20 protein-coding genes and 1 pseudogene are annotated in these 20,537 nt (G+C 76.8%); 12 read left to right on the top strand and 9 right to left on the bottom strand.

Annotated elements, in window-relative coordinates; translation table 11 throughout:
• Window positions 1-253: 253 nt before the first annotated feature.
• On the bottom strand, window positions 254-859 hold the full coding sequence (locus tag KIK08_RS27275) for a TetR/AcrR family transcriptional regulator (protein WP_214406124.1): 606 nt from the start codon (window positions 857-859) through the stop codon (window positions 254-256).
• 69 nt (window positions 860-928) lie between these two features.
• On the opposite strand from KIK08_RS27275, the pseudogene KIK08_RS27270 reads away from it, so the two are divergent.
• Window positions 929-1,759, top strand: a pseudogene (locus tag KIK08_RS27270) (DMT family transporter); the annotation flags it as partial.
• 37 nt (window positions 1,760-1,796) lie between these two features.
• Here the strand turns inward: KIK08_RS27270 and KIK08_RS40355 are convergent.
• Entirely contained in the window at window positions 1,797-3,209 is a 1,413-nt protein-coding gene (locus tag KIK08_RS40355; RefSeq protein WP_308257928.1) for an ATP-binding protein, read from the bottom strand.
• 157 nt (window positions 3,210-3,366) lie between these two features.
• On the opposite strand from KIK08_RS40355, the gene KIK08_RS27265 reads away from it, so the two are divergent.
• From KIK08_RS27265 to KIK08_RS27250, 4 genes are all read left to right on the top strand, one after another.
• On the top strand, window positions 3,367-4,350 hold the full coding sequence (locus KIK08_RS27265; protein ID WP_214406122.1) for a zinc-binding dehydrogenase: 984 nt from the start codon (window positions 3,367-3,369) through the stop codon (window positions 4,348-4,350).
• A 35-nt stretch (window positions 4,351-4,385) separates the two neighbouring features.
• Complete coding sequence (locus KIK08_RS27260; protein ID WP_214406121.1) at window positions 4,386-5,111, top strand: AAA family ATPase; 726 nt, start codon at window positions 4,386-4,388, stop codon at window positions 5,109-5,111.
• Window positions 5,112-5,297: 186 nt separating this feature from the next.
• The gene (locus tag KIK08_RS40350; RefSeq protein ID WP_214406120.1) at window positions 5,298-5,960 is read left to right on the top strand and encodes a DUF3455 domain-containing protein; all 663 of its coding nucleotides are present in this window, start codon (window positions 5,298-5,300) and stop codon (window positions 5,958-5,960) included.
• A 91-nt stretch (window positions 5,961-6,051) separates the two neighbouring features.
• Window positions 6,052-7,389: an MFS transporter gene (locus KIK08_RS27250; RefSeq protein ID WP_214406119.1), complete on the top strand. Its 1,338-nt coding sequence runs from the start codon at window positions 6,052-6,054 to the stop codon at window positions 7,387-7,389.
• A 24-nt stretch (window positions 7,390-7,413) separates the two neighbouring features.
• Here KIK08_RS27250 and KIK08_RS27245 read toward each other — a convergent pair whose 3' ends face one another.
• From KIK08_RS27245 to KIK08_RS27235, 3 genes are all read right to left on the bottom strand, one after another.
• Window positions 7,414-8,319, bottom strand: coding sequence for a M56 family metallopeptidase (locus tag KIK08_RS27245; protein WP_214406118.1), 906 nt, complete (start codon window positions 8,317-8,319; stop codon window positions 7,414-7,416).
• A gap of 76 nt (window positions 8,320-8,395) precedes the next feature.
• Window positions 8,396-8,770, bottom strand: coding sequence for a BlaI/MecI/CopY family transcriptional regulator (locus KIK08_RS27240; RefSeq protein ID WP_214406117.1), 375 nt, complete (start codon window positions 8,768-8,770; stop codon window positions 8,396-8,398).
• A gap of 140 nt (window positions 8,771-8,910) precedes the next feature.
• Window positions 8,911-9,636: an enoyl-CoA hydratase gene (locus tag KIK08_RS27235; protein ID WP_214406116.1), complete on the bottom strand. Its 726-nt coding sequence runs from the start codon at window positions 9,634-9,636 to the stop codon at window positions 8,911-8,913.
• Window positions 9,637-9,790: 154 nt separating this feature from the next.
• On the opposite strand from KIK08_RS27235, the gene KIK08_RS27230 reads away from it, so the two are divergent.
• Entirely contained in the window at window positions 9,791-11,302 is a 1,512-nt protein-coding gene (locus KIK08_RS27230) for an MFS transporter (RefSeq protein WP_214406115.1), read from the top strand.
• A 79-nt stretch (window positions 11,303-11,381) separates the two neighbouring features.
• Here KIK08_RS27230 and KIK08_RS27225 read toward each other — a convergent pair whose 3' ends face one another.
• Window positions 11,382-12,221, bottom strand: a complete 840-nt coding sequence (locus KIK08_RS27225) for an LLM class F420-dependent oxidoreductase (protein ID WP_214406114.1) — start codon at window positions 12,219-12,221, stop codon at window positions 11,382-11,384.
• A 129-nt stretch (window positions 12,222-12,350) separates the two neighbouring features.
• Between KIK08_RS27225 and KIK08_RS27220 the strand changes: the two genes are divergently transcribed.
• The 4 genes from KIK08_RS27220 to KIK08_RS27205 are packed head-to-tail and all read left to right on the top strand — an operon-like array spanning window position 12,351 to window position 16,392.
• A complete protein-coding gene (locus KIK08_RS27220) occupies window positions 12,351-13,895 on the top strand; it encodes an FAD-dependent oxidoreductase (RefSeq protein ID WP_308257927.1) in 1,545 nt (514 codons plus the stop codon).
• 7 nt (window positions 13,896-13,902) lie between these two features.
• Entirely contained in the window at window positions 13,903-15,498 is a 1,596-nt protein-coding gene (locus KIK08_RS27215; RefSeq protein ID WP_214406113.1) for a bifunctional 3'-5' exonuclease/DNA polymerase, read from the top strand.
• A 58-nt stretch (window positions 15,499-15,556) separates the two neighbouring features.
• Window positions 15,557-15,934 (top strand): ArsR/SmtB family transcription factor, encoded by a 378-nt coding sequence (locus KIK08_RS27210; RefSeq protein ID WP_308257926.1) that lies wholly within the window; start codon window positions 15,557-15,559, stop codon window positions 15,932-15,934.
• Window positions 15,931-16,392, top strand: coding sequence for an SRPBCC family protein (locus tag KIK08_RS27205; protein ID WP_214406112.1), 462 nt, complete (start codon window positions 15,931-15,933; stop codon window positions 16,390-16,392). Before KIK08_RS27210 ends, KIK08_RS27205 begins: the two co-directional genes overlap by 4 nt.
• Window positions 16,393-16,402: 10 nt before the next feature.
• On the opposite strand, the gene KIK08_RS27200 is transcribed toward KIK08_RS27205, so the two are convergent.
• Window positions 16,403-16,966 carry a TetR/AcrR family transcriptional regulator gene (locus KIK08_RS27200; protein WP_214406111.1) on the bottom strand — a complete coding sequence of 188 codons (564 nt, stop codon included), beginning with the start codon at window positions 16,964-16,966 and terminating at the stop codon, window positions 16,403-16,405.
• A gap of 61 nt (window positions 16,967-17,027) precedes the next feature.
• Here KIK08_RS27200 and KIK08_RS27195 point away from each other — a divergent pair, with 61 nt between their 5' ends.
• Together KIK08_RS27195 and KIK08_RS27190 are read left to right on the top strand one after the other, a co-directional pair.
• Window positions 17,028-18,200: an FAD-dependent monooxygenase gene (locus KIK08_RS27195; protein ID WP_214406110.1), complete on the top strand. Its 1,173-nt coding sequence runs from the start codon at window positions 17,028-17,030 to the stop codon at window positions 18,198-18,200.
• A gap of 13 nt (window positions 18,201-18,213) precedes the next feature.
• The gene (locus tag KIK08_RS27190; RefSeq protein WP_214406125.1) at window positions 18,214-18,687 is read left to right on the top strand and encodes a pyridoxamine 5'-phosphate oxidase family protein; all 474 of its coding nucleotides are present in this window, start codon (window positions 18,214-18,216) and stop codon (window positions 18,685-18,687) included.
• A gap of 16 nt (window positions 18,688-18,703) precedes the next feature.
• On the opposite strand, the gene KIK08_RS27185 is transcribed toward KIK08_RS27190, so the two are convergent.
• Window positions 18,704-20,233, bottom strand: coding sequence for a serine/threonine-protein kinase (locus tag KIK08_RS27185; RefSeq protein WP_214406109.1), 1,530 nt, complete (start codon window positions 20,231-20,233; stop codon window positions 18,704-18,706).
• A 41-nt stretch (window positions 20,234-20,274) separates the two neighbouring features.
• On the bottom strand, window positions 20,275-20,537 hold a 263-nt coding region (locus KIK08_RS27180), incomplete at its 5' end, for an acyl-CoA dehydrogenase family protein (RefSeq protein ID WP_256446399.1).

Genomic DNA, 20,537 nt, shown 5'->3' with positions numbered 1-20,537 from the left:
ACCGGTCGCGGCGACGCCGCGCCCTCATCGCGCGCTCCGGGCGCGCGGAGCACCGCGCGGTCGGCGGCCGACCACCCGCGCAGACCGGCCGCCCGGGTCAGGGCGGCGGCGAGCGCGGACAGCGGGGGGCGCCGAGCGGGACGGGGCACGGTAAGCAGTCTCGCCGCAGCACTCGCGCGGCGGATCCGCAGTTCCGCGCACAGCGGAAGCAGATCGGAAGCAGAGCGGGGCGGATCGGGCCCGGGCGCGGGCGTCAGACCCCCAGCACCCGCAACGCCGCCGCGCGGGCCCGGGCGGCGGCGTCGGCCACCCCGGCGGCCGTGGTCAGCACGGTCGCGCCCTCGTAGAGCAGGTGCAGTTCGACGCCCACCCGCTCGGCGTCCGCGGCGTCGACGGCGCCGCTCTCGGCGACCAGGTCGACCAGGTAGTCGCGCATCCACCGCTTCTCGGCGTGGATCTCGGCCACCGCGGGGTGGTCGGTGCCGCCGACCTCGGCGTGGGCGTTGACGAACGCGCAGCCGCGGTCCTGCTCGCCCAGCCAGGCGCCGAGGACGTCGAACACCGCCGCGGGCCGGGCCGGGCCGGGTGGCACGTCGGCCATGCGGGTGCGCAGGTACGCCCGCCACACCCGGGCGCGGCGGCGCAGGTAGCGGGCGACCAGTTCGTCCTTGGAGCCGAACCGGTCGTAGAGGGTCTTCTTGGTGGTGCCGGCGGTCTCGGCGATCAGGTCGACCCCGACCGCGCGGATGCCGCGCCGGTAGAACAGCGTGCTCGCGGCCCGCAGCAGCCGCTCACCCGCCGGCGTCAGCGCTTCCTCGGCCTCCTCGGTCTCGACGGCGATCGCGTCCGTGCTGGTCACAGGGCCTCCTCCGGCGAATACACCCGACTCCACTGCGAGTATACCGACCGGTGTGGTTACCTCGGGTCCATGCGCTCGAACACGATCCTGGCCGCGGCGTTCGTGGTGCTGTGGAGCTCCGGCTTCGTCGGTGCCGAGCTGGGCACCGCGCACGCCGCGCCGGACACGCTGCTGGCCTGGCGCTACCTCGTCGCGGCCGGCGTGCTGTGGCTGGTCGTGCTCGGGCGCCGGGTCGCGCTGCCCCGCGGCGCGACCCGGCGGCAGGTGCTGCTCGGGCTGCTGATCCAGGTGTTCTACCTCGGCGGCGTGGTCACCGGCGTGGGCATGGGGGTCCCCGCCGGCACGGTCGCGCTGATCGCCGCCCTGCAACCGCTCGTGGTCGCGATCGCCTCGGCGCCGGTGCTGGGCGAGCGCACCACCGCGCGCCAGCGGGCCGGGCTGCTGGGCGGGCTGGCCGGGGTGGCACTGGTGGTGGCCGGTGACCTCGGGCCCGGCACGGCGCCGTGGTGGGCGTTCCTGCTGCCCGTGGGCGGCATGCTGACGCTGTCGGCGGGCACGCTGGTCGAGCGCAGGCTGCGCCCGCCGGAGAGCCCGCTGGCCTCGATGGCGCTGCAGACCGGCGTCGGCGCGATCGCCTTCGTCGCGTCCGCGGCCCTGGGCGGGCGGCTCGCGCCCCCGCCGGAGCCGAGCTTCTGGGTGGCGGTGGCGTGGACCGTGGTGCTGTCGTCGTTCGGCGGCTACGGCACCTACCTGCTGGTGCTGCGGCGCAACGGGCCGCTGCGGGTCAGCGCGCTGCTCTACCTGACCCCGCCCACTACGATGGCCTGGACGTTCGCCATGTTCGGCGAGGTGCCCGGCCCGCTGGCCGCGCCGGGCATCGCGCTGTGCGCGGTCGGGGTCTGGCTGGCGCTGCGCCGCCCGGACCCCGACCCGGCGCTCAGCGGTAGCTCACCGAGTCGTCGTCGGTCTCGTCCTTGGTCAGCCGGCGGGTCAGGTACAGCAGCTCCAGCGCCAGCTCCGCGGCGCTGGCCATCGGCCCCGGGTCCTCGGTGCCGGCCGCGTCCAGCCGCGACGCGACCTCGGTGAGCACCGGCGTGCCCGGCAGCGCGGCCACCACCTCGCGGGCCGGGACCCGCTCCCCGGTGCGGACCGGGTTGCCCGACACCGCCTCGGCCAGCGTGTTCAGGTCGATGCCGCGCAGCCGGAAGCGCGCGGTGTCGGCCGTGGCCCGGCGCAGCAGGTGCACCAGGTGCTCGGTCTCGCGGCCCTCCTCGCCGGAGGCGAACTCCAGCTTGCCGCGCAGCACCGCGGGCACCGAGTCCAGGTCGACCGGGCGGGCGTAGGCGCGGGTCTCACCGGTGATCGCGGCCCGGCGCAGCGCTGCGGCGGCCACGGTCTCCGCGGCGGCCACCGCGAACCGCGCCGACACCCCGGAGGCCTGGTCGACCGCGCTGGAGTCGCGCAGCGAGCGGGTGAACCGGGCGAGCACCTCGACGAGGTGGCGCGGCACCTCGGCGACCAGCGAGGCCTCCTGCTCGACCAGGGCGATCTCGTCGGCGAGCTCCAGCGGGTAGTGCGTGCGGACCTCGGCGCCGAAACGGTCCTTGAGCGGGGTGATGATCCGCCCGCGGTTGGTGTAGTCCTCCGGGTTGGCGCTGGCCACCAGCAGGATGTCCAGGGGCAGGCGCAGCGTGTAGCCGCGGACCTGGATGTCGCGCTCCTCCATCACGTTCAGCAGCGAGACCTGGATCCGCTCGGCCAGGTCGGGCAGCTCGTTGATGGTGACGATCCCGCGGTGCGCGCGCGGCACCAGGCCGTAGTGGATGGTCTCCGGGTCGCCCAGCGAGCGGCCCTCGGCCACCTTGACCGGGTCGACGTCGCCGATCAGGTCGGCCACCGCGGTGTCGGGCGTGGCCAGCTTCTCGGTGTAGCGCTCGTCGCGGTGGCGCCAGGCCACCGGCAGCGCGTCGCCGAGCTCGGCCGCGCGCCGTCGCGAGGCGGGGGTGATCGGTTCGTAGGGGTGCTCGCCGATCTCGGAGCCCTCGATGACCGGGGTCCACTCGTCGAGCAGGGTGACGATGGAGCGCAGCAGCCGGGTCTTGCCCTGGCCGCGCTCGCCGAGCAGCACGACGTCGTGGCCGGCGATCAGCGCGCGTTCGAGCTGGGGCAGCACCGTGGACTCGAAGCCCACGATGCCCGGCCACGGGTCGGCACCCGAGCGCAGGGCGGCGATGAGGTTGTCGCGGATCTCGTCCTTGACCCCGCGCAGCCGGTGGCCGCCGGCGCGGAGCTCGCCGAGGGTGCGGGGCAGGTCCGCGCTGTGACGGGCACGGGGAAGATCACTGGGCACCCGACCACGCTACGCGGGTCGGGCCACCCGCGCGCCCGTCCGGCGCCCGACGGCCCCGCCCGGCCGGTGCCCGCGACGGCCTTGACCTGAAGCCGGGTTCAACTCCTAGCGTTCGCGGCGGAAGCGACCGGCGGAGGACGCGGATGGAGCGGTGGCGATGAAGGCGATCCGGCAGCACGAGTTCGGCGGACCGGAGGTACTGGGCCTCGAGGAGGTGCCCGACCCGGAGCCCGGGCCTGGTCGGGTGCGGATCCGGGTGGCCGCGGCCGGGGTGCACCTGCTCGACACCGCCCTGCGCCGCGGCCAGCGCGGCGGGCCGTTCCCCCCGCCCGCGCTGCCGATGACCCCGGGCCGGGAGGTCGCGGGCACCGTCGAGGCGACCGGGCCCGACGTGGACGAGGGCTGGCGGGGCCGGCGGGTCGTGGCGCACCTGGGCATGGCCAGCGGGGGGTACGCCCAGGCGGCCGTGGCCGAGGTCACCTCGCTGCACGCCGTCCCCGACCGGCTCTCGCCCGCCGAGGCGGTGGCGATGATCGGGTCCGGGCGCACCGCGGTGGGCATCCTGCGGATCGCCGCCATCACCCCCGACGACGTGGTGCTGGTGCCGGCGGCCGCCGGCGGGATGGGCGTGCTGTTCGTGCAGGCCGCGCGCAACGCCGGGGCGACGGTCGTCGGGCTGGCCGGCGGGCCGGAGAAGACGGCCCGCGTCCGCGACCTCGGCGCCGACGTCGCCGAGGACTATCGCGACCCGGACTGGCCCGAGCGGGTGCGCGCGGCGCTCGGGGGCACCGCACCGACCCTGCTGCTCGACGGCGTGGGCGGCGAGGTGGGGCACGCGGCGCTGGACCTGCTGGGGGTCGCGTCCCGGATGGTGATGTTCGGGTGGTCCTCCGGCACGGTCACCCCGCTCACCGGACAGGACGTCGCGGCCAAGAGCCTGCAGGTCACCTGGGTGACCGGACCGCGGATGCTGGCCATGCCCGGTGGGCTGCGCGCGCTGGAGACCGAGTCGCTGGCCGCGGCCGGGCGCGGCGACCTGGTGCCGCTGGTGCACCCGCCCTTCGCGCTGGCCGACGCGGCCGGCGCGCACGCCGCGCTGGAGTCCCGCGCCACCACCGGCAAGGTCGTGCTCGCCCCCTGACGGGACCCGACCCCGCCCGGCTACGGTCGGGACGCATGGCGAGCGGTGGCGGCTTCGTGACGTGGGTGCGCACGCAGCCGCCACCGTCGGCCGAGGAGCACCCCTTCACCCTGCCCGTGGTGCGCGAGGTGTTCGCCCGCGGCGGCATCGGCCTCGACCCCGGGGTGACGTTCCTGGTCGGCGACAACGGCTCGGGCAAGTCGACGCTGCTCGAAGCCCTGGCCGTGGTGTTCGGGATGAACCTGGAGGGCGGCTCGCGCAACTTCCGGTTCAGCACCCGCACCGAGCGCTCCGCGCTGGCCGAGCACCTGGTGGCGCGCTGGCGCAAGCGCCCGCGCGCCGACTTCTTCCTGCGCGCCGAGTCGTTCTACAACGTGGCCACGCAGGTCGAGCGGCTCGGCGTGAGCGGCTACGGCGGTCCGCTGCACGAGCGTTCGCACGGCGAATCGTTCCTCGACCTGGCGCTCAACCGGTTCTGGCCCGACGGGCTCTACCTGCTCGACGAGCCGGAGGCCGCGCTGTCGGTGCGGGGATGCCTCGCTCTGCTGCGCCGCATCCACGACCTGCGTGAGCAGCGCTGCCAGTTCGTCGTCGCGACCCACTCGCCGATCCTGCTGGCCCTGCCCGGCGCGCTGATCCTGCAGATCGACGAGGACGGCGCGCTCAGCCCCACCGGCTACGACGAGGCCGAGCCGGTGCGCCTGACCCGCGCCTTCCTCGCCGCACCCGACCGGCTCATGCGCGAACTGCTGGCCGACTGACCCCAACCAGACGCCCCCAACCAGACGCCCCCAACCTGACGCGAAGTCGCCACCCTGCGTCGCCGCGGTGAACGCATGCTGTGACCGGCCGTCCCATGCGGTGGCGGGGCGGTGGAGGGGCCGCCCCGCCACCGCCCCGCCGACACGGGTCGGCGGCGGGCCGACGGAAGCAGGGGGTTTCCCGACGTGCCAGGCACCACGGCGAACGACACGAACGAAGCGGACGACACCCACGTCCGAGGGGCGCGGGTGCGCCGGCGCCTGCGACTGGCCGGCGCGGGGGTCGCCGCCGCGGTCGCTCTCGGCGTCGCGGCGGTCACCACGACCGCCGCCTCGGCCGCACCCGCCCCGCCCGACACCGGGGCCGCGGAGCTGCGGGCCGCGGGGGTGGCCGGCGGTCCGGCAAGGATCCCGAACCCGGGACCGGGGTACCGGATCACCTCGGTCTACAAGGTCACCTCGGGCACCCAGACCTACACCTGCAACACCGCCGCGGACGGCACCCTGGTCTGGGGTCCGGCCTCCACACCGGAGGCCCGGCTGCGCCGCTACCTGTCCCGCGACCGGATCCACCACTTCGCCGGTCCGCGCTGGGCGTCGGAGAAGGACGGCTCGACGATCGTCGGCAGGAACCTCACCGACCACGCGGTGCCCCAGCCCGGCACCATCCCGTGGCTGCTGCTCGAGGTGACCGCCCACGAGGGCCCGGCCGGGGAGCTGAGCCCGGTCACCCACATCAGCCGCATCCGCACCAGTGGCGGAGCCGCGCCGACCCGCCCGTGCACCGCGGGCGAGACCCGGGCCGTGTCCTACGGCGCCGACTACGTCTTCTGGACCAAGGCCCGGTAGCCGCCGGTCGGAACGTGCGGCCGGCACGCGGGGGTGCCGGCCGCACCCGTTCCGGGAACAAGACCGGGCCGCCGCGGCGTTGGTCCGGTGCGTGTTGACCCCCGGCCGTCTCGCGGTCCTGCTCGGCCTGTTGTTCGGCTTCACCGGCATGGCCAGTTCCGCGGTCACGGTGACCCTTCCCGAGGTGGCCGCCGAGTTCGGCGTCAGCGCGTCGGGCGCGGTCTGGATGATCAGCGCGATGACCGTGGCCCTGGCGGTGGCCACCCCCGTGCACGGCCGGCTCGCCGACATGGTCGGCATCCGCGCGCCGCTGTGCTTCGGGCTGGTGGCGATGTCGGTGGGCGCGATCGGCGCGGCGCTGGCGCCGAACTTCGCGGTGCTGGTCGGGGCCCGCGTGCTGCAGGGGCTCGGCGCGGCCGCCGTGCCGGTGCTGGCCACCGCACTGATCACCGCCCGGCTGGAGGGCGCCGAACGCGGGGCCGCGCTCGGGCGCGTCGCCGGGTTCGCCGCCACCCTCGGCTCGCTCGGCCCGACCATCGGCGGGGCCGTCGAGGCGGTGGGCGGCTGGCGGCTGACCGTCGCCATCCCCGCGCTGGGCCTGCTCGCGCTGCCGGTGATGGCCAAGGTGGCACCCAGCGGGGGCAGCCGCGAGCGGATGGACTGGACGGGCGCCGCGCTCGTCACGGTCGCCGCGGCCGGGCTCGTGCTGCTGCTGCAGTCGCCCTCCACCGGAGCGCTCGTGGCCGGCATCGGTGCGGCGCTGCTGCTGGCCGGGGCGCCGTTGCTGGCCGGGCGGGTGCGCCGGCACCCGCACGGCTTCCTGCCCCGGGCCATCATGACCAACCCGACCGTGCTGCGCAGCGCCTTCGCCGCCGCGGCCGTGCCGACCTGCTGGTTCGCCCTGCTGCTCGGGGTGCCGCTCGCCGCCGCCTCCTGGGGCTGGACGCCGCTGCAGACCGGGCTGCTGATGGTGCCGGCCGCGGTGATCGGGTTCATCTCGCCCGCGCTGGCGCGCCGCTCGCTGGCGCGGGTGGGCGCGCGGTGGTCGATCGCGATCGCCTGCCCGATCGCCGCGACGGCCCTGCTGGTGGCGGCGCTGGGCGCGGCGCTGTCCTCGCCGGTGCTGCTGGCCACGTCGGTGCTGCTGGTGGGCGTCGCGTTCGGCATCGGCCAGCCCGCGATGCTCTCCGCGGTCGGCTCGGCGGTCGACCCCGGTGAGCGCGGGGTGGCCCTGGGCATCGCGACGCTGGTGTTCCTCACCGGGGCCAGCATCGGCGCGGCCCTGGTCGGCGGGCTCGCCGCGGTCATCGGGATCCCGCTGGCGTTCTGCCTGCTGGTGGTGCTGCCCGCGGCCGGGTTCGGGGCGCTGCTGCTGGGCGGGCCCGACCGGGTGGCGCCCGCGGCGACCCCCGCCGCCGAACCCGCCTGACGGACCCGCCGGGTCCGGCGGGGTTCAGGGCAGGAGCAGCAGGGCCGTCGGCAGCCCGACGATCGTCACGGCCAGCAGCCGCACGCCCGCCCGCACCGCCACGGGCAGCGGCGCGGGCGGCGCGGTGATCCGCACGAGCCGGTGGTCCAGCGCGGTGGTGAACGAGCTCAGCGCCGCCGCCGGGGCGGCGTCGCCCATGCTGCGCAGCGCGCCGGTGAGCTCGGCGGCGCAGGTGCGGGCGGCGGCCACGTCGTCGGCGCGCATCTCGATCAGCGCCGCCACCGCCAGCTGCGCGCAGACCATGCCGCGCACGAACGGCGCGGTCGCGCCCCAGGCGACGAACGGCAGCACCACCAGGTCGTGGCGCTCGCGCAGGTGGGCCTGCTCGTGGGCCAGCACCGCGCGCACGCGCTGCGGGTCGAGGGTGTCCAGCACCCCCGCCGAGAGCACCAGCCGCGAGCGCAGCCCCGGCAGGCAGTAGGCCACCGGCAGCGGGTGGTCGAGCACGCGCGCGCCGGGCACCGCGGGCCACGGCGTGCCCAGCAGGTCGAGCAGGTCGCGGTGGCGGCGGCGGGCCAGCAGCGTGCGCACCGTGACCGCGCCCAGCACGCCGAACAGCCGCACGGCCAGCACCCCCGCCACGACCAGCGCGATGACGTGGTCGAGCCCGATCGGGGGAAGCGTCCGCCCGCCCGCGGCCGCCTCGGCCACCGCGCCCAGTGCCGCGGGCAGTGAGGGCCCCAGCGGGGCCAACCCGTAGACGACGCCCGCGCCGAGCAGCGCGAGCCCACCGGCCAGGCCGACCGCCTGCCACACCAGCAGCCCACCCACCGGGTCGCGGCTGGGCCAGTGCGCGGCCGCCAGCGCCCGACTGACCGGCTCGGCGAGTGCCACGCCGAACAGGAGCAGAGCGAGCGCCGCGGGCTGCACTAGTGCCCCCCGCCGGACGTTCGGTGGGTATATAGCTGGGCCGCCGAGATGCGTGGCGGACGTCCGGCGGGGGGCACTACGTGTCGGCCCGGTGTTCGGGCGCCTCGGGACGGCCGAGCAGGTCGCGCAGGGTGGCCCGCTCCGAGGCGGGCATCGAGCCGAAGAAGCGGGCCAGGGCGGCGCCCCGGTCGGGGGCGGCGTCCAGCGCGTCCATCATCAGCTCGGCGACGTGGTCCTCGCGGCTGGACACCGCGCTGTAGTGGTGCGCCCTGCCCACCCGAGCCCGGGTGACCAGGCCCTTGCGTTCGAGACGACCCAGCACGGTCAGCACCGTAGTCGTCGCGAGGTCGCGGGTGCCCAGCGCGTCCTGCACGTCTCTGGCCGTCACCGGTGCACCGGCCGACCAGAGGATCTCCATCACCGCGCGTTCCAGCTCACCCAGGGTAGGCACGCCTCCCACGATACACCCACTTCTACATGAAGTAGAAGGTTCCTCGCGACGCTCGGTCAGCGGCCGGTCCGGCGGTGTAGCAGGCGCGGCGGACCGGTCCGGCACCGCGGCCCGGCCGGGCACAGCCGGTCGCTGCCCGGTCAGCGGCCGGTGAACACCGGTGGGCGGCGCTCGGCCGCGGCGCGCGGGCCCTCCAGCCCGTCGGCGCTCGACCAGCAGGCCAGGTACGCGGCGAGCACGGCGGGATCCTCGCCCGCGCCGCCGACGCCGTCGAGCGCCAGCTTGTTGTAGCGCAGGGTGAGCGGGGCCAGCCCGGCCAGCTCCTCGGCCAGCGCCAGCGCGTCGGCCGTCGAGCCGATCCGGTCGACCAGGCCGCGGGCGTGCGCGAGCGCCGCGTCGACGCGGTCGCAGGCCAGCAGCAGCGCGCGGGCGGTCCCGCCGCCGGCCAGCTGGGCCAGCCTGCGCACCGTCCACGGGTCCACCGCCAGGCCCAGCCGCGCCGTGGGCACCGCGAAGACCGCACGCGGATCGGCGACCCGCAGGTCGCAGGCCACCGCCAGCTGGGTGCCGGCGCCGATGGCCGGGCCGTTGACCGCGGCGACGGTCGGCACCGGCGCGTCGGCGATCGTGCGCAGCGCGGTGTTCAGCGCGTCGCGGAAGCCGTCGTCGTGCAACTGGTCGAGGTCGGCGCCCGCGCAGAACGCCGAGCCGGCCCCGGTCACCACGATCGCCGCGGCGCCGCCGTCGAGGACCGCCGCGACGGCCGCGCCCAGGCCGGCGCAGTGCTCGGCGTCGAGGGCGTTGCGCCGCTCGGGCCGCTCCACCTCGATCACCCCGACCCGCCCGGTCACCGACGAGTTGATCACTGCTGCTCCCTCGCGCCTGTTCGCACCCCGTTCGCGGCGAGGCTATGCCAGCGACCCGGTCGTCGAGTTGACCTATGCTCGCCGGGCCGGGTCGGGGCCCGCCGGCCGGCGACACGGGGCTGGGGGCGCGGTGGTCGAGGCGGCCGGACTGCGGATGGGGACGGCGGCGGGGCGCTGGGTGCTGGCCACCACGGTGCTCGGCTCCGGCCTGGCGATGATCGACGGCACCGTCGTCAACGTCGCGCTGGAGCGCATCGGCACCGAACTGGGCGCTGGGTTCGCCGACCTGCAGTGGACGGTGAACGCCTACACGCTCACCCTGGCCGCGCTGATCCTGCTGGGCGGCTCGCTGGGCGACCACTTCGGGCGGCGGCGGGTGTTCCTGATCGGCGTGGTGTGGTTCGCGCTCGCCTCGCTGCTGTGCGGGATCGCGCCGAACATCGAGGTGCTCATCGCCGCGCGGGCGCTGCAGGGCGTCGGTGGGGCGCTGCTGACCCCGGGCAGCCTCGCGCTGATCGCGGCGTCCTTCCACGGCCGCGACCGGGCCGCCGCGGTCGGGGCCTGGTCCGGGCTGGGCGGCATCGCCGGCGCCGTCGGGCCGTTCCTGGGCGGCTGGCTGGTCGAGATCAACTGGCGGCTGGTGTTCCTGGTCAACCTGCCGATCGCCGCGCTGATCGTGGTCGTCGCGCTGCGCCACGTCCCGGAGAGCCGCGACACCGCCTCCGCGCCCGGCCTCGACCTCGCCGGCACCGTGCTGGCGGTACTCGGCCTGGGCGGGCTGACCTACGGGCTCACCGGGCTCGGCGAGGGCAGCGCCACCACCGCTGCGGTCGTCGCGCTGGTGGTCGGGGTGGCGGCGCTGGCGGCGTTCGTGGTCGTGGAGCGGCGCTCGCCGCACCCGCTGGTGCCCCCGACGCTGTTCGCCAACCCCACCTTCACCGCCGCCAACGTGGTCACCCTGCTCATCTACGCGGCGCTGGGCACGGTGTTCCTGCTGCTGGTGCTGCAACTGCAGGTGGTGGCCGGGTTCAGCCCGCTGGCCGCGGGCACCGCGCTGCTGCCGGTCACCGCGGTGATGCTGGTGTTCTCCGCCCGGGCGGGGGCGCTGGCCGGGCGGATCGGGCCCCGGCTGCCGCTCACCCTCGGCCCGCTGGTGGCCGCGGGCGGGCTGCTGCTGATGCTGCGCGTGGACGCCGACGCCTCGTGGGTGCTGGACGTGCTGCCCGCCGTGCTGGTCTTCGGCGCCGGGCTCGCGCTCACCGTCGCCCCGCTCACCGCGAGCGTGCTGGGCGCCGCCCCCGACCGCTACGCCGGCGCCGCCTCGGGGGTGAACAACGCCATCGCCCGCGCGGCCGGCCTGCTGGCCGTGGCGGTGGTGCCCGGGCTGGCCGGGATCTCCGGCGCCGACTACACCGACCCGGCCGCGTTCGACGCCGGGTTCCGCACCGCCACGCTCATCGGCGTCGGGCTGCTGACCGCCGCCGCGGTGCTGGCGTTCGCGATCGTCCGCTCCGCCCCCGACGAGGCCCCGGCCACCGAGACCGCCGACACCGAGACCACCGATACCGCTGACACCGCCGGCACCGCCGTGCCCGCCGCCGAGCGGGTCGCGCTGGAACGCTGCCTGCACTGCGGCGTCACCGCACCCCAGGTGCACCCCCGCTGACCCGTCGAGAACGACGCCACGGGATCACCGACGCCGGAGTCGATCCCACGACGTCGTTCCCGACGGGGGTGGGGGGCGGTCAGCGCAGGTGGAGGGCCGCGGACAGCTCGCGCAGCGCCGGCAGCGGGGAGGCGTTGTCGGCGGTGAGCACCTGCACGGCCACGTGGTCGGCGCCCGCGTCGAGGTGCGCGGCGAGCCGGCCGGCCACGGTGGCCGCGTCGCCGTGCGCGACCAGGGCGTCGATCAGGGCGTCGCTGCCGTCGTCGGCGATGTCGTCCTCGGTCCAGCCCAGCCGCAGCAGGTTGGACGTGTAGTTGCGCAGCTTCAGGTAGGGCGTCGCGACGACCGGGCGCCCGATCGAGCGGGCGCGCTGCGCGTCGGTGTCGACCACGACCTTCTGCTCCGGCGCGACGAGCGGGCCCGGGCCGAGCGCCTCGCGGGCCTGGCGGGTGTGCTCGGGCGTGGTCAGGTAGGGCAACGTGCCCCAGGTGCGGTCGGCGGACAGCCGCAGCGCCCGCGGGCCCAGCGCGGCCAGCGCCCGCCCGTGCCGGGGCACCTTCTCCGCGTCCAGCGCGTCGAGGTACTCGACCATCGTCGCGTAGGGCTTGCGGTACTCCTTGACCGCCTCGGGGTGGCCGATGCCCACGCCCAGCAGGAACCGGTCGGGGTAGGCCTCGGCGAGGCGGCGGTAGGACGGGCCCACCTCGGACGCCGGCGTCGACCACATGTTGACGATGCTGGTGGCGACCACGATCCGCTCGGTCGCCGCCAGCAGCGACTCGGCGATCTTCAGGTCGCCCCGGGGGGAGCCGCCGATCCAGATGGCGCCGTAGCCGAGCGCCTCGACCTCGGCCGCGATCTGCGCGTCGAGCCCCGGCCAACCCCGCCACAATCCGTACTTGCCCAGTTGGATGGTCACGCACCGTCGCAACCCGCGCCGCACCGTGCCCTATTCCCGCACCCTGCCCGGTCGGACGGCCGTACCGGTTCAGCCGGGCGCGGCGGCCGGCGGCGCGCGGCTGTCGGGGGCGGCCCGTAGGGTCGGCGGGTGAGCCGCGAGTGGACCTCCCGGGCGGCACCGCTGCGCATGCGACCGCGCGTGCTGGTGCCCGCCGACCCCCGACTCCCCCGCACCGCCCCGGAGGGCACCGAGGCCGTCGTCGTGGGCGGTGGCATCGCCGGCGTCAGCGCCGCGGTCGTGCTCGCCGAGCGCGGCGTGTCGGTCACCCTGCTGGAGGGGGCGCCGACGCTGGGCGGACGGCTCGGGGCCTGGCCGCACACCCTGCCCGACGGCACCGAGCAGGTCGTCGAGCACGGTTTCCACGCCTTCTTCCGCCACTACGAGACCTGGCGCGCCGTGCTGCGCCGCATCGACCCCGAGCTGGGCTTCCTGCGCCCGGTCGGCGGCTACCCGGTCATCTCGCGGCAGTGGCCGCCCGAGGACCTCACCGGCCTGCCCGCCGCGCCCCCGCTGAACCTGCTGGCCCTGTTCGCCCGCTCGCCCAGCCTCGGCCTGCGCGATCTGACCGGCTCCGACCGGGCGCTGGCCGCCGAGCTGCTGGCCTACGACCGCGAGGCCACCACCGCGGCGTTCGACGCCGTGCCCGCCGCGGACTTCCTGTCCGGGCTGGGCATGTCCGACCGCGCCAACGCGATGCTGTTCGAGGCGTTCGCCCGCTCGTTCTTCTGCAACCCGGCCGGGATGTCGGCGGCCGAGCTGATCGCGATGTTCCACTACTACTTCCTGGGCAACCCGGCCGGCATCGGGTTCGACGCCCCCGACACCGACCACCTCACCTGCATCTGGCAGCCGCTGGCCGCCTACCTGGGCAAGCACTCGGCGCAGGTGCGCACCGAGGCCCCGGTCGCCGCGATCGCCCCGGCGCCGGCGCACCGCTGGCGCGTCGAGCTCGCCGACGGCACCGCACTGGACACCGCGCACCTGGTGCTGGCGGTCGACCCGGGCGCCCTGCGCCGGCTGCTGGCGGCGTCCCCGGAGGTCCCCGCCGTCGCCCCGCTGCTGGCCGGCGCCGCCGAGGCCGTGGCGGTGGCCCCGCCGTTCGCGGTCACCCGGCTCTGGCTCGACCGCGACGTCGCCGCCGAGCGCCCGACGTTCTGCGCGGTCAGCCGCGAGCCCACCCTCGACTCGGTCACCGTCTACTCCCGGCTGGAGCGCCCCAGCGCGGAGTGGGCCGCGCGCACCGGGGGATCGGTCGTCGAGCTGCACTCCTACTCCTGCGCCGCGCCCGACGTCGACACGGCCACCTCGCGGATGCGCGCCGAGCTGGCCGGCCTGTGGCCGGAGACCGCCGACGCCGCCGTCGTGCACCTGCAGCAGCGCATGGAGGCCACCGCGCCCGCCTTCCCGCCCGGCGGCGCGCACACCCCGCCCACCGTCAGCGGGCAGGCCCGGGGCATCCGCGTCGCGGGCGACTACGTCCGCACGCCGGTGCTGTCCGGGCTGATGGAGCGCGCTGCGGTGACCGGGGTCCAGGCGGCCAACGACGTGCTCGGCGAGGTCGGCGCCGGCCCGGAGGAGATCCGCGGCGTGCCCCAGCGCGGCCTGCTGGCCGGCCTGCTGCGCCGCCGCTGAGGCCCGGGTGCGCATCGCGCTCGACCCGGGCCCCGACGACGGGCCCGTGCGCGTGCAGCGCCTCGACGAGCGCGGCGCCCCGCTGGCCCCGCCCGAGCGGCTGGCCGGGCCGGCGGACATCGCCGCGCTGGAGCGCGAGCACGCTCCCCGGTGGGTGTTCGCCCGCCAGCGCAGCTACCGCGCGCTGCTGCGCGCCGGGGTCGAGGTGGCCCGTGCCCACGACGTCGAGCTGGTCGAGGGGCTGCTGGTCGCCGCGGCGGGCCGGTTCGGCCAGCCGCACGGGCTGGCCGCGGCGACCGCGCGCCTGCAGGGCCGCGAACCCGAGCCCGACCCGCGGGCCACCGACCCCGACGACCGCCTGGCCCTGTTCGACCCGGCGCCCCCGCCCGACGAGCTGGCCGACCTGGTCGCCGTGCACGCCGCCCAGCAGAGCGCGCTCGCCGAGGGTCCGGCGGGGATGCGGCTGCTGGCCGCGGCGGAGTCGGCGGCGGCGCTGGTGGCCGAGGAGATGACCGCGGTCGGGCTGCCCTGGCGCCCCGACGTGCACGACGCGCTGCTCACCGAGCTGCTCGGGCCCCGCCCGGCGCTCGGCGGGCGCCCACCGAAGCTCGCCGCGCTGGCCGATGCGGTGAGCGCGGCCTTCGGCGGGCGGGCGGTCAACCCCGACTCCCCGGCCGAGGTGCTGCGCGCCTTCGCCCGCGCCGGTCACGAGCTGGAGACCACCCGCTCCTGGGAGCTGCGCCGCGTCGAGCACCCGGCGGTGGAGCCGCTGCTGGCCTACAAGGAGCTGGCCCGCCTGCACTCCGCGCACGGCTGGAGCTGGCTGCGCACCTGGGTGCGCGACGGGCGGTTCCGCCCCGAGTACGTGGTGGGCGGGGTGGTGTCGGGGCGGTGGGCCACCCGCGGCGGTGGCGCGCTGCAGATCCCGCGGGCCCTGCGCGGCGCGGTGCGCGCCGAGCCGGGCCGGCGGCTGGTCGTCGCCGACGCCGCCCAGCTGGAGCCGCGGGTGCTGGCCGCGCTGTCCGGTGACCACGCCCTGGCCCCGGGCGAGGACGACCTCTACACCGCGCTGGCGGCCACCGAGTTCGACCACGACCGGGCCAAGGCCAAGCTCGCGCTGCTCTCGGCGATGTACGGGGGAAGCGGCGGGTCGGCCGGCCAGCTGCTCGGGGTGCTGCGCCGGCGCTTCCCCGCCGCCATGGCCTTCGTCGACGGCGCCGCCCGCGAGGGCGAGGAGGGCCGGTTGGTGCGCTCGCTGCTGGGGCGCACCTGCCCCCCGGCCCGCCCGGGGCACGAGCAGCCCGACCGGGCCCGCGCGCGGGGCCGGTTCACCCGCAACTTCGTCGTGCAGGCCACCGCGGCCGAGTGGGCGCTGGTGCTGCTGGCCGAGCTGCGCGGGCGGTTGCGGGCCGCGGGCTCACCGGCGCGCCCGGTGTTCTTCCAGCACGACGAGGTGGTGCTGGAAGCCCCGGTGGACGCGGCGCAGGAGGCGGCCGCCGCGGTGCGGGAGGCGGCGCGGACGGCGGGCAGGCGGCTGTTCGGGTCGACCCCGGTGCGGTTCCCGATGCAGGTGCGCATCGTCGAGGCCTACGACCAGCGCTGACACTAAAGCTCAACCGGTCGGTTGACGGTTGTGGTGGACGCCCCTAAAGTTCAACCTCGTGGTTGAGCAACTCGACGCCGTGTTCCACGCCATGGCCGACCCGACGCGCCGGCAGATGCTGCGGGCGCTGGCCGGGAGCGAGCGCACCGTCGGCGAGCTCGCCGCGCCGCACCCGATCTCGCTGGCCGCCGCGTCCAAGCACGTACGCGTGCTCGAACGCGCCGGGCTGGTCCGGCGCACCGTGCACGGCCGCCGGCACGTGTGCCGGCTGGAGCCGGCGCCGCTCGCGGCGGCCACCGAGCACCTGCGGTTCTTCGAGCGGTTCTGGGAGGCCCGGCTCGACGCCCTGCAGGCCTACGTGGCCGCACCGGAACCCGGCACCAGCACAGACACCAGCACAGACACCGACACCGACACCGAGAGGCAGACCCGATGACCGAGCAGTCCCCGGAGCAGTTGTCGCCGACCGTGCCGCACTCGATCACCGTCACCCGCACCCTCGCCGCCTCGCCCGCCGAGCTCTACGCGGCCTGGACCGAGCCCGAGCGGATGCGCCGGTGGTTCGCCACGGTCGTCGACGCCGACGTCCGCGTCGGCGGGCGCTACCAGCTGGAGATCCACGAGGAGGACGGCACCGTCAACGGCTTCACCGGTGAGTACCTGGCGCTGGAGCCGGGCGAGCGGGTGGCGTTCACCTTCACCCACCACTCGCAGACCCCGGCCGACCGGATCAGCGACGAGACGGTCACGGTGACCTTCCGCGAGCTCGACCCGGGCCGCACCGAGGTCAGCATCACCAACGCCTGGGCCGGCCCGCAGGTCGAGTCCTCGGACTACGCGAAGCTGCGCGAGGGCTGGGAGCAGTGGATGGACCTGCTGGTCAAGCACTTCTGACCGGGGGCGCTCACCTCCCCAGGTGGGCGCCCAGCACGTGCGCGAGCGCCGGGCGCAGCCACGCGGCCAACTCGGCGGGCTCGTGCGGGCCGCGCACCAGCGCGGTGAACACCATCCCGTCCAGCGTCGCGGCGAGTTCGTCGGCGGCGGTGCGCGCATCGGCGACCCCCGCGCCGCCCACGGCCTGCGCCACGACGGCCCGGATGGCGTCGCCGCCGCGCGTCAACGCCACCCGCAACTGCGGATCGCGGACCGCGGCCAGGCTCAGCTCGTAGCGGGCCAGGGTGCGGTGGCGCTGGGTGGTGACCATCGAGATCCCGACGCCCACCACCGCCTCCACCAGCTCGTCGGGGTCGGTGGGCGCGGGCGGGGCGGCCTCGATCAGCAGGTCGAGCTCGAGCAGCCGATCGACGCACCCGGCGACCAGGGCCGAGCGGCTGCGGAAGTAGTAGGACGTGCTGCCCTGGGCCAGCCCGGCGGCGCCGTCGACGGCCCGGTGGGTGAGCCCGCGCATGCCCTGCTCGGCGAGCACCCGCAGGGCGCCGTCGAGGATCTCGGTCCGACGATCGGTCAATCCTCTACTCCTGTAGAGCCGGATGGGATAAGGTCTCTACAACTGTAGAGGAGGGGTCGTCATGCGGGTGATCGTGGTCGGAGCGGGCCTGGGCGGGTTGGCCGCCGCGGTGGCGCTGCACCGGGACGGGCACGAGGTCGTCGTGCGCGAACGGGCCGCCGAGCTGCGGGAGAACGGCACCGCCATCGGCATCATGCCCAACGGCGTGCTGGCGCTCGACGCCCTGGGCCTGGGCGCCGCCGTGCGCGAGCGCGACCCCGGCTGGGGCGCCGGCGGCGGCATGCTCGATCGGCGCGGGCGCCCGTTGCTGGTCACCGACCAGGCCGCGCTGCGCGCGCGGACGGGGGCGCCCGCGGTCGTGGTGGCGCGCCGGTGGCTGCACGGGCTGCTGGCCGACGCCCTGCCGGCCGGGACCGTGCGCACCGCCAGCCCGGTGCGCGCGCTGGCCGATGTCCGCGAGGACGCCGACGTCGTGGTCGTCGCCGACGGCGCCCGCAGCCGGCTGCGCGCCGAGCTCTTCCCCGCCCACCCCGGGCTGGTCGGATCCGGGGAGACCGCCGCCCGCGCCATCGCGCCCGGACTGCCCGAGGGGCTCGTCGCTCCGGCCGGCGAGCTGCTCGACCACCGCACGGGCGAGCGCTTCGGCTGCATGGCCATGGCCGGTGGGGCGGTCTACTGGTACTCCACCTGGCGTGTGCGGGCGCCGGAGGACCCCGAGCAGCGCAGGCGCTGGCTGCTGGAGCGCCGGGCCGACTGGCACCCGGCCGTCGCCGCGCTGGTCGGGGCCACCCCGGCCGACGCCGTGCACGTGGTGGAGACCGCTCAGCTCGCGCGGCCCCTGCCGCGGCTGGTCGACGGGCGGGTCGCGCTGCTGGGCGACGCCGCCCACGCCATGACCCCGGACCTGGGCCAGGGCGCCTGCCAGGCGTTCGAGGACGCGGTGGTGCTCGCCGCCGAGCTACGCGGCACCGACGGCGGGATCGACGGGATCGAGGCCGCCCTGCGCCGCTACGACGCCCGCCGCGGCCCGCGCACGGCGCAGGTGCAGCGCCGGGCGCGCCGGGCCCACCGGATGCTCACCCTGCGCGGACCCCGCGCCCGGGTGCGCGACGCCGCGATGCGCCTGGTCCCCGCGGGCCTGGCGACCCGGGCGCTGGGCGCCCAGCTCGCGTTCGACCCGCAACGGGGGGCACGCACAGCCGATGACCCGGTCACCGCTGACCGGTTGGGCTAGCGTTCGGGGGGTGATGCAGCAACGACGCGCCCGCGCCATCGCCATGACCGCCGACGAGGTCGACGCCTTCCTCGCCGAGCAGCGCACCTGCCGGGTCGCCACCGTCGGCACGAACGGCCCGCACAACACCCCGCTCTGGTACGTCTGGCACGGCGGGGCGCTGTGGCTGACCTCGCTGTCGCGCAGCCAGCGCTGGGTCGACCTGATGGCCGACCCGCGCGTCGCCGCGGTGGTCGACGCCGGCCACGACTACGACGAGCTGCGCGGCGTGGAGCTGCGCGGCAAGGTCGAGGTCATCGGGGAGGTGCCGCGCACCGGTGAGCCCGTGCCCGAGCTGGACGGCCCCGAGCGGGCCTTCGGCGAGCGCTACATGCGCGGGCCGATGGTGCACGACGGGCGCCACGCCTGGCTGAAGCTGGTGCCGGAGAAGATCACCAGCTGGGACTTCCGCAAGCTGCGTGCCGCCGGCGGCCGGTCCGGCTCGTGAGGCCGGTCCGGCGGGCTCAGAAGAGCTCGTAGGTGGCCCGGGCGACCTGGAACCCGTGGCGGGTGAGCTCGTCCTCGCAGCGCACGCCGTTCTCCCGGCTCGCGCAGAGCACGCCGGCGCGGCGCACGGCGCTGCCGTAGTCGAGGACCTCCAGGCCCCGCTCGGCCACCGTGCCCGCCGCGCACGACAGCTCGCCCGGCCCGTCGCCGGCGACGACCGCACCGGCGCCGTAGTCCTCGGTGCAGTCGTCGGGCCTGGGCGGCAGGTCCCAGCCGCGCTCGGCGACGTCGCAGCGGACCTCCTCGGGCGACATCGCGCAGGCGATGTTGCCGCTGGGGGTCACGAAGCGGGCGGTGCCGGCGCCGAAGCGGTCGTCGGTGTCGGCGTCGACGACCGTGCTGATGTCGGGCGGCACCGGCGCGGGCGAGGCGACCGGGGTGCCGGTCGGGTCGTCCGCGCCCGGGTCGTCGCCGCCCCCGCCCAGGATGAACACGGCGGCCACGGCCACCGCGGCGCCGATCGCGGCCGCGGCGACCACCGCGATCCACCGCCGCGCGCGGGTGCCGACCAGCGGTGCCGGCTCCCCGCCTCCCCCGGCGGCGGGCGGGCTGAACGGGGGCACGACCGGGGCGGGCCGGGTGGCCACGGTGACGGTCGGCGCCGCGGCGGTGCCCAGATCGGTCAGCCGGTGGCGCACCTGCGCCATCGTCGGGCGGGCGCCCGGGTCGGGGGCCAGGCAGGCCACCAGGAGCTCGCGCAGGGGGCCGGTCAGCGGGCCGAGGTCGGGCTCCCCGGTCGCCGGCCGCCGGATCGGCCCGGTCGCCGCCGACCGCTCGACGCCGGGGGGCGGGCCGGGCTCGGGGAACGGTGGGCGCCCGGTGGCGGCGTAGCCGACGACGGCGGCGAAGGCGAACACGTCGGCGGCCGGGCCGGGATCGAGGAGGCCGGCGAGCAGTTCGGGGGCCATGAACCCGGGGGTGCCGCTGGGGTGCCCGGAGCGGGCCAGCGACGTCGGGTCGGTGGCCCGGGCGATGCCCATGTCCAGCAGCCTGGGCCCGTCCTCGGCCAGGACCACGTTGGCCGGGGTGATGTCGCGGTGCACCAGGCCCGCCTCGTGCACCGCCACGACGCCCTCGGCCATCCGCACGGCCAGCGCGGTGGTGCCCTGCACGCCCAGGGGGCCGTTGGCCGACACGAACGACCCGAGCGTCGGGCCCTCGACGAACACGGTGGCCAGCCAGGGCGGGTCGGCGTCGGGGTCGGCGTCGAGCACCGCGGCGCAGAACCACGGGGGCGCCAGCGCCGCCGCCCGCAGCTCCTGGCGGAACCGGTCGCGGAAGCCGGGCTCGGCGGCCGGCTCGGGGCCGATCAGCCGCAGCGCGACGCGCCGCCCGATGTCGTCGACCCCGACCAGCACCTGGCCCGTGTCCCCGGCGGTCAGCCGGGACTGCACCCGGTAGCGCCCGACACCGACCGGGACGGGCGAGGGGGCCCGGGTCGGGTCGTGCGCCTGGCCGGCCGGACTGCGCTCACTCTCTGGGGGCATCGACGCCGGACACTACCGCCGTGACGCCCCCGCGCGAGCCCCTACGGCCGACCCGTGATCAACGGCCACAGCCCGTCCGCTCCGGTGGCCAGCGCGGCCGCGCCGACCTCGGCGTTCCACTGCGCGTCGGTGCCGTCCTCGTCGCGCCAGGCCCACAGCCGGGTGGTCACCAGGCGCAGGTCGTGCTCGCGGGTGAAGCCGATGGCCCCGTGCACCTGGTGGGTGATGCGGGCCACCTCGCCCGCGGCCTGCCCGGCGCGCGCCTTGGCCGCGGCCACCGCGAAGCGGGTCGAGGGCGCGCCCG

The sequence above is a fragment of the Pseudonocardia lacus genome, assembly GCF_018531445.1.
GTDB lineage: Bacteria > Actinomycetota > Actinomycetes > Mycobacteriales > Pseudonocardiaceae > Pseudonocardia > Pseudonocardia lacus.
This window is presented reverse-complemented; position numbering and strand designations above follow the sequence as displayed.

Bases quoted from the DNA above. Each gene is read 5' to 3' on its own strand.
- KIK08_RS27265 (WP_214406122.1), top strand. From the start codon at position 3,367: ATGAAGGCGATCCGGCAGCACGAGTTCGGCGGACCGGAGGTACTGGGC.
- KIK08_RS27185 (WP_214406109.1), bottom strand. From the start codon at position 20,233: ATGCCCCCAGAGAGTGAGCGCAGTCCGGCCGGCCAGGCGCACGACCCG.
- KIK08_RS27260 (WP_214406121.1), top strand. From the start codon at position 4,386: ATGGCGAGCGGTGGCGGCTTCGTGACGTGGGTGCGCACGCAGCCGCCA.
- KIK08_RS27230 (WP_214406115.1), top strand. From the start codon at position 9,791: ATGGGGACGGCGGCGGGGCGCTGGGTGCTGGCCACCACGGTGCTCGGC.
- KIK08_RS27195 (WP_214406110.1), top strand. From the start codon at position 17,028: ATGCGGGTGATCGTGGTCGGAGCGGGCCTGGGCGGGTTGGCCGCCGCG.
- KIK08_RS27205 (WP_214406112.1), top strand. From the start codon at position 15,931: ATGACCGAGCAGTCCCCGGAGCAGTTGTCGCCGACCGTGCCGCACTCG.
- KIK08_RS27190 (WP_214406125.1), top strand. From the start codon at position 18,214: ATGCAGCAACGACGCGCCCGCGCCATCGCCATGACCGCCGACGAGGTC.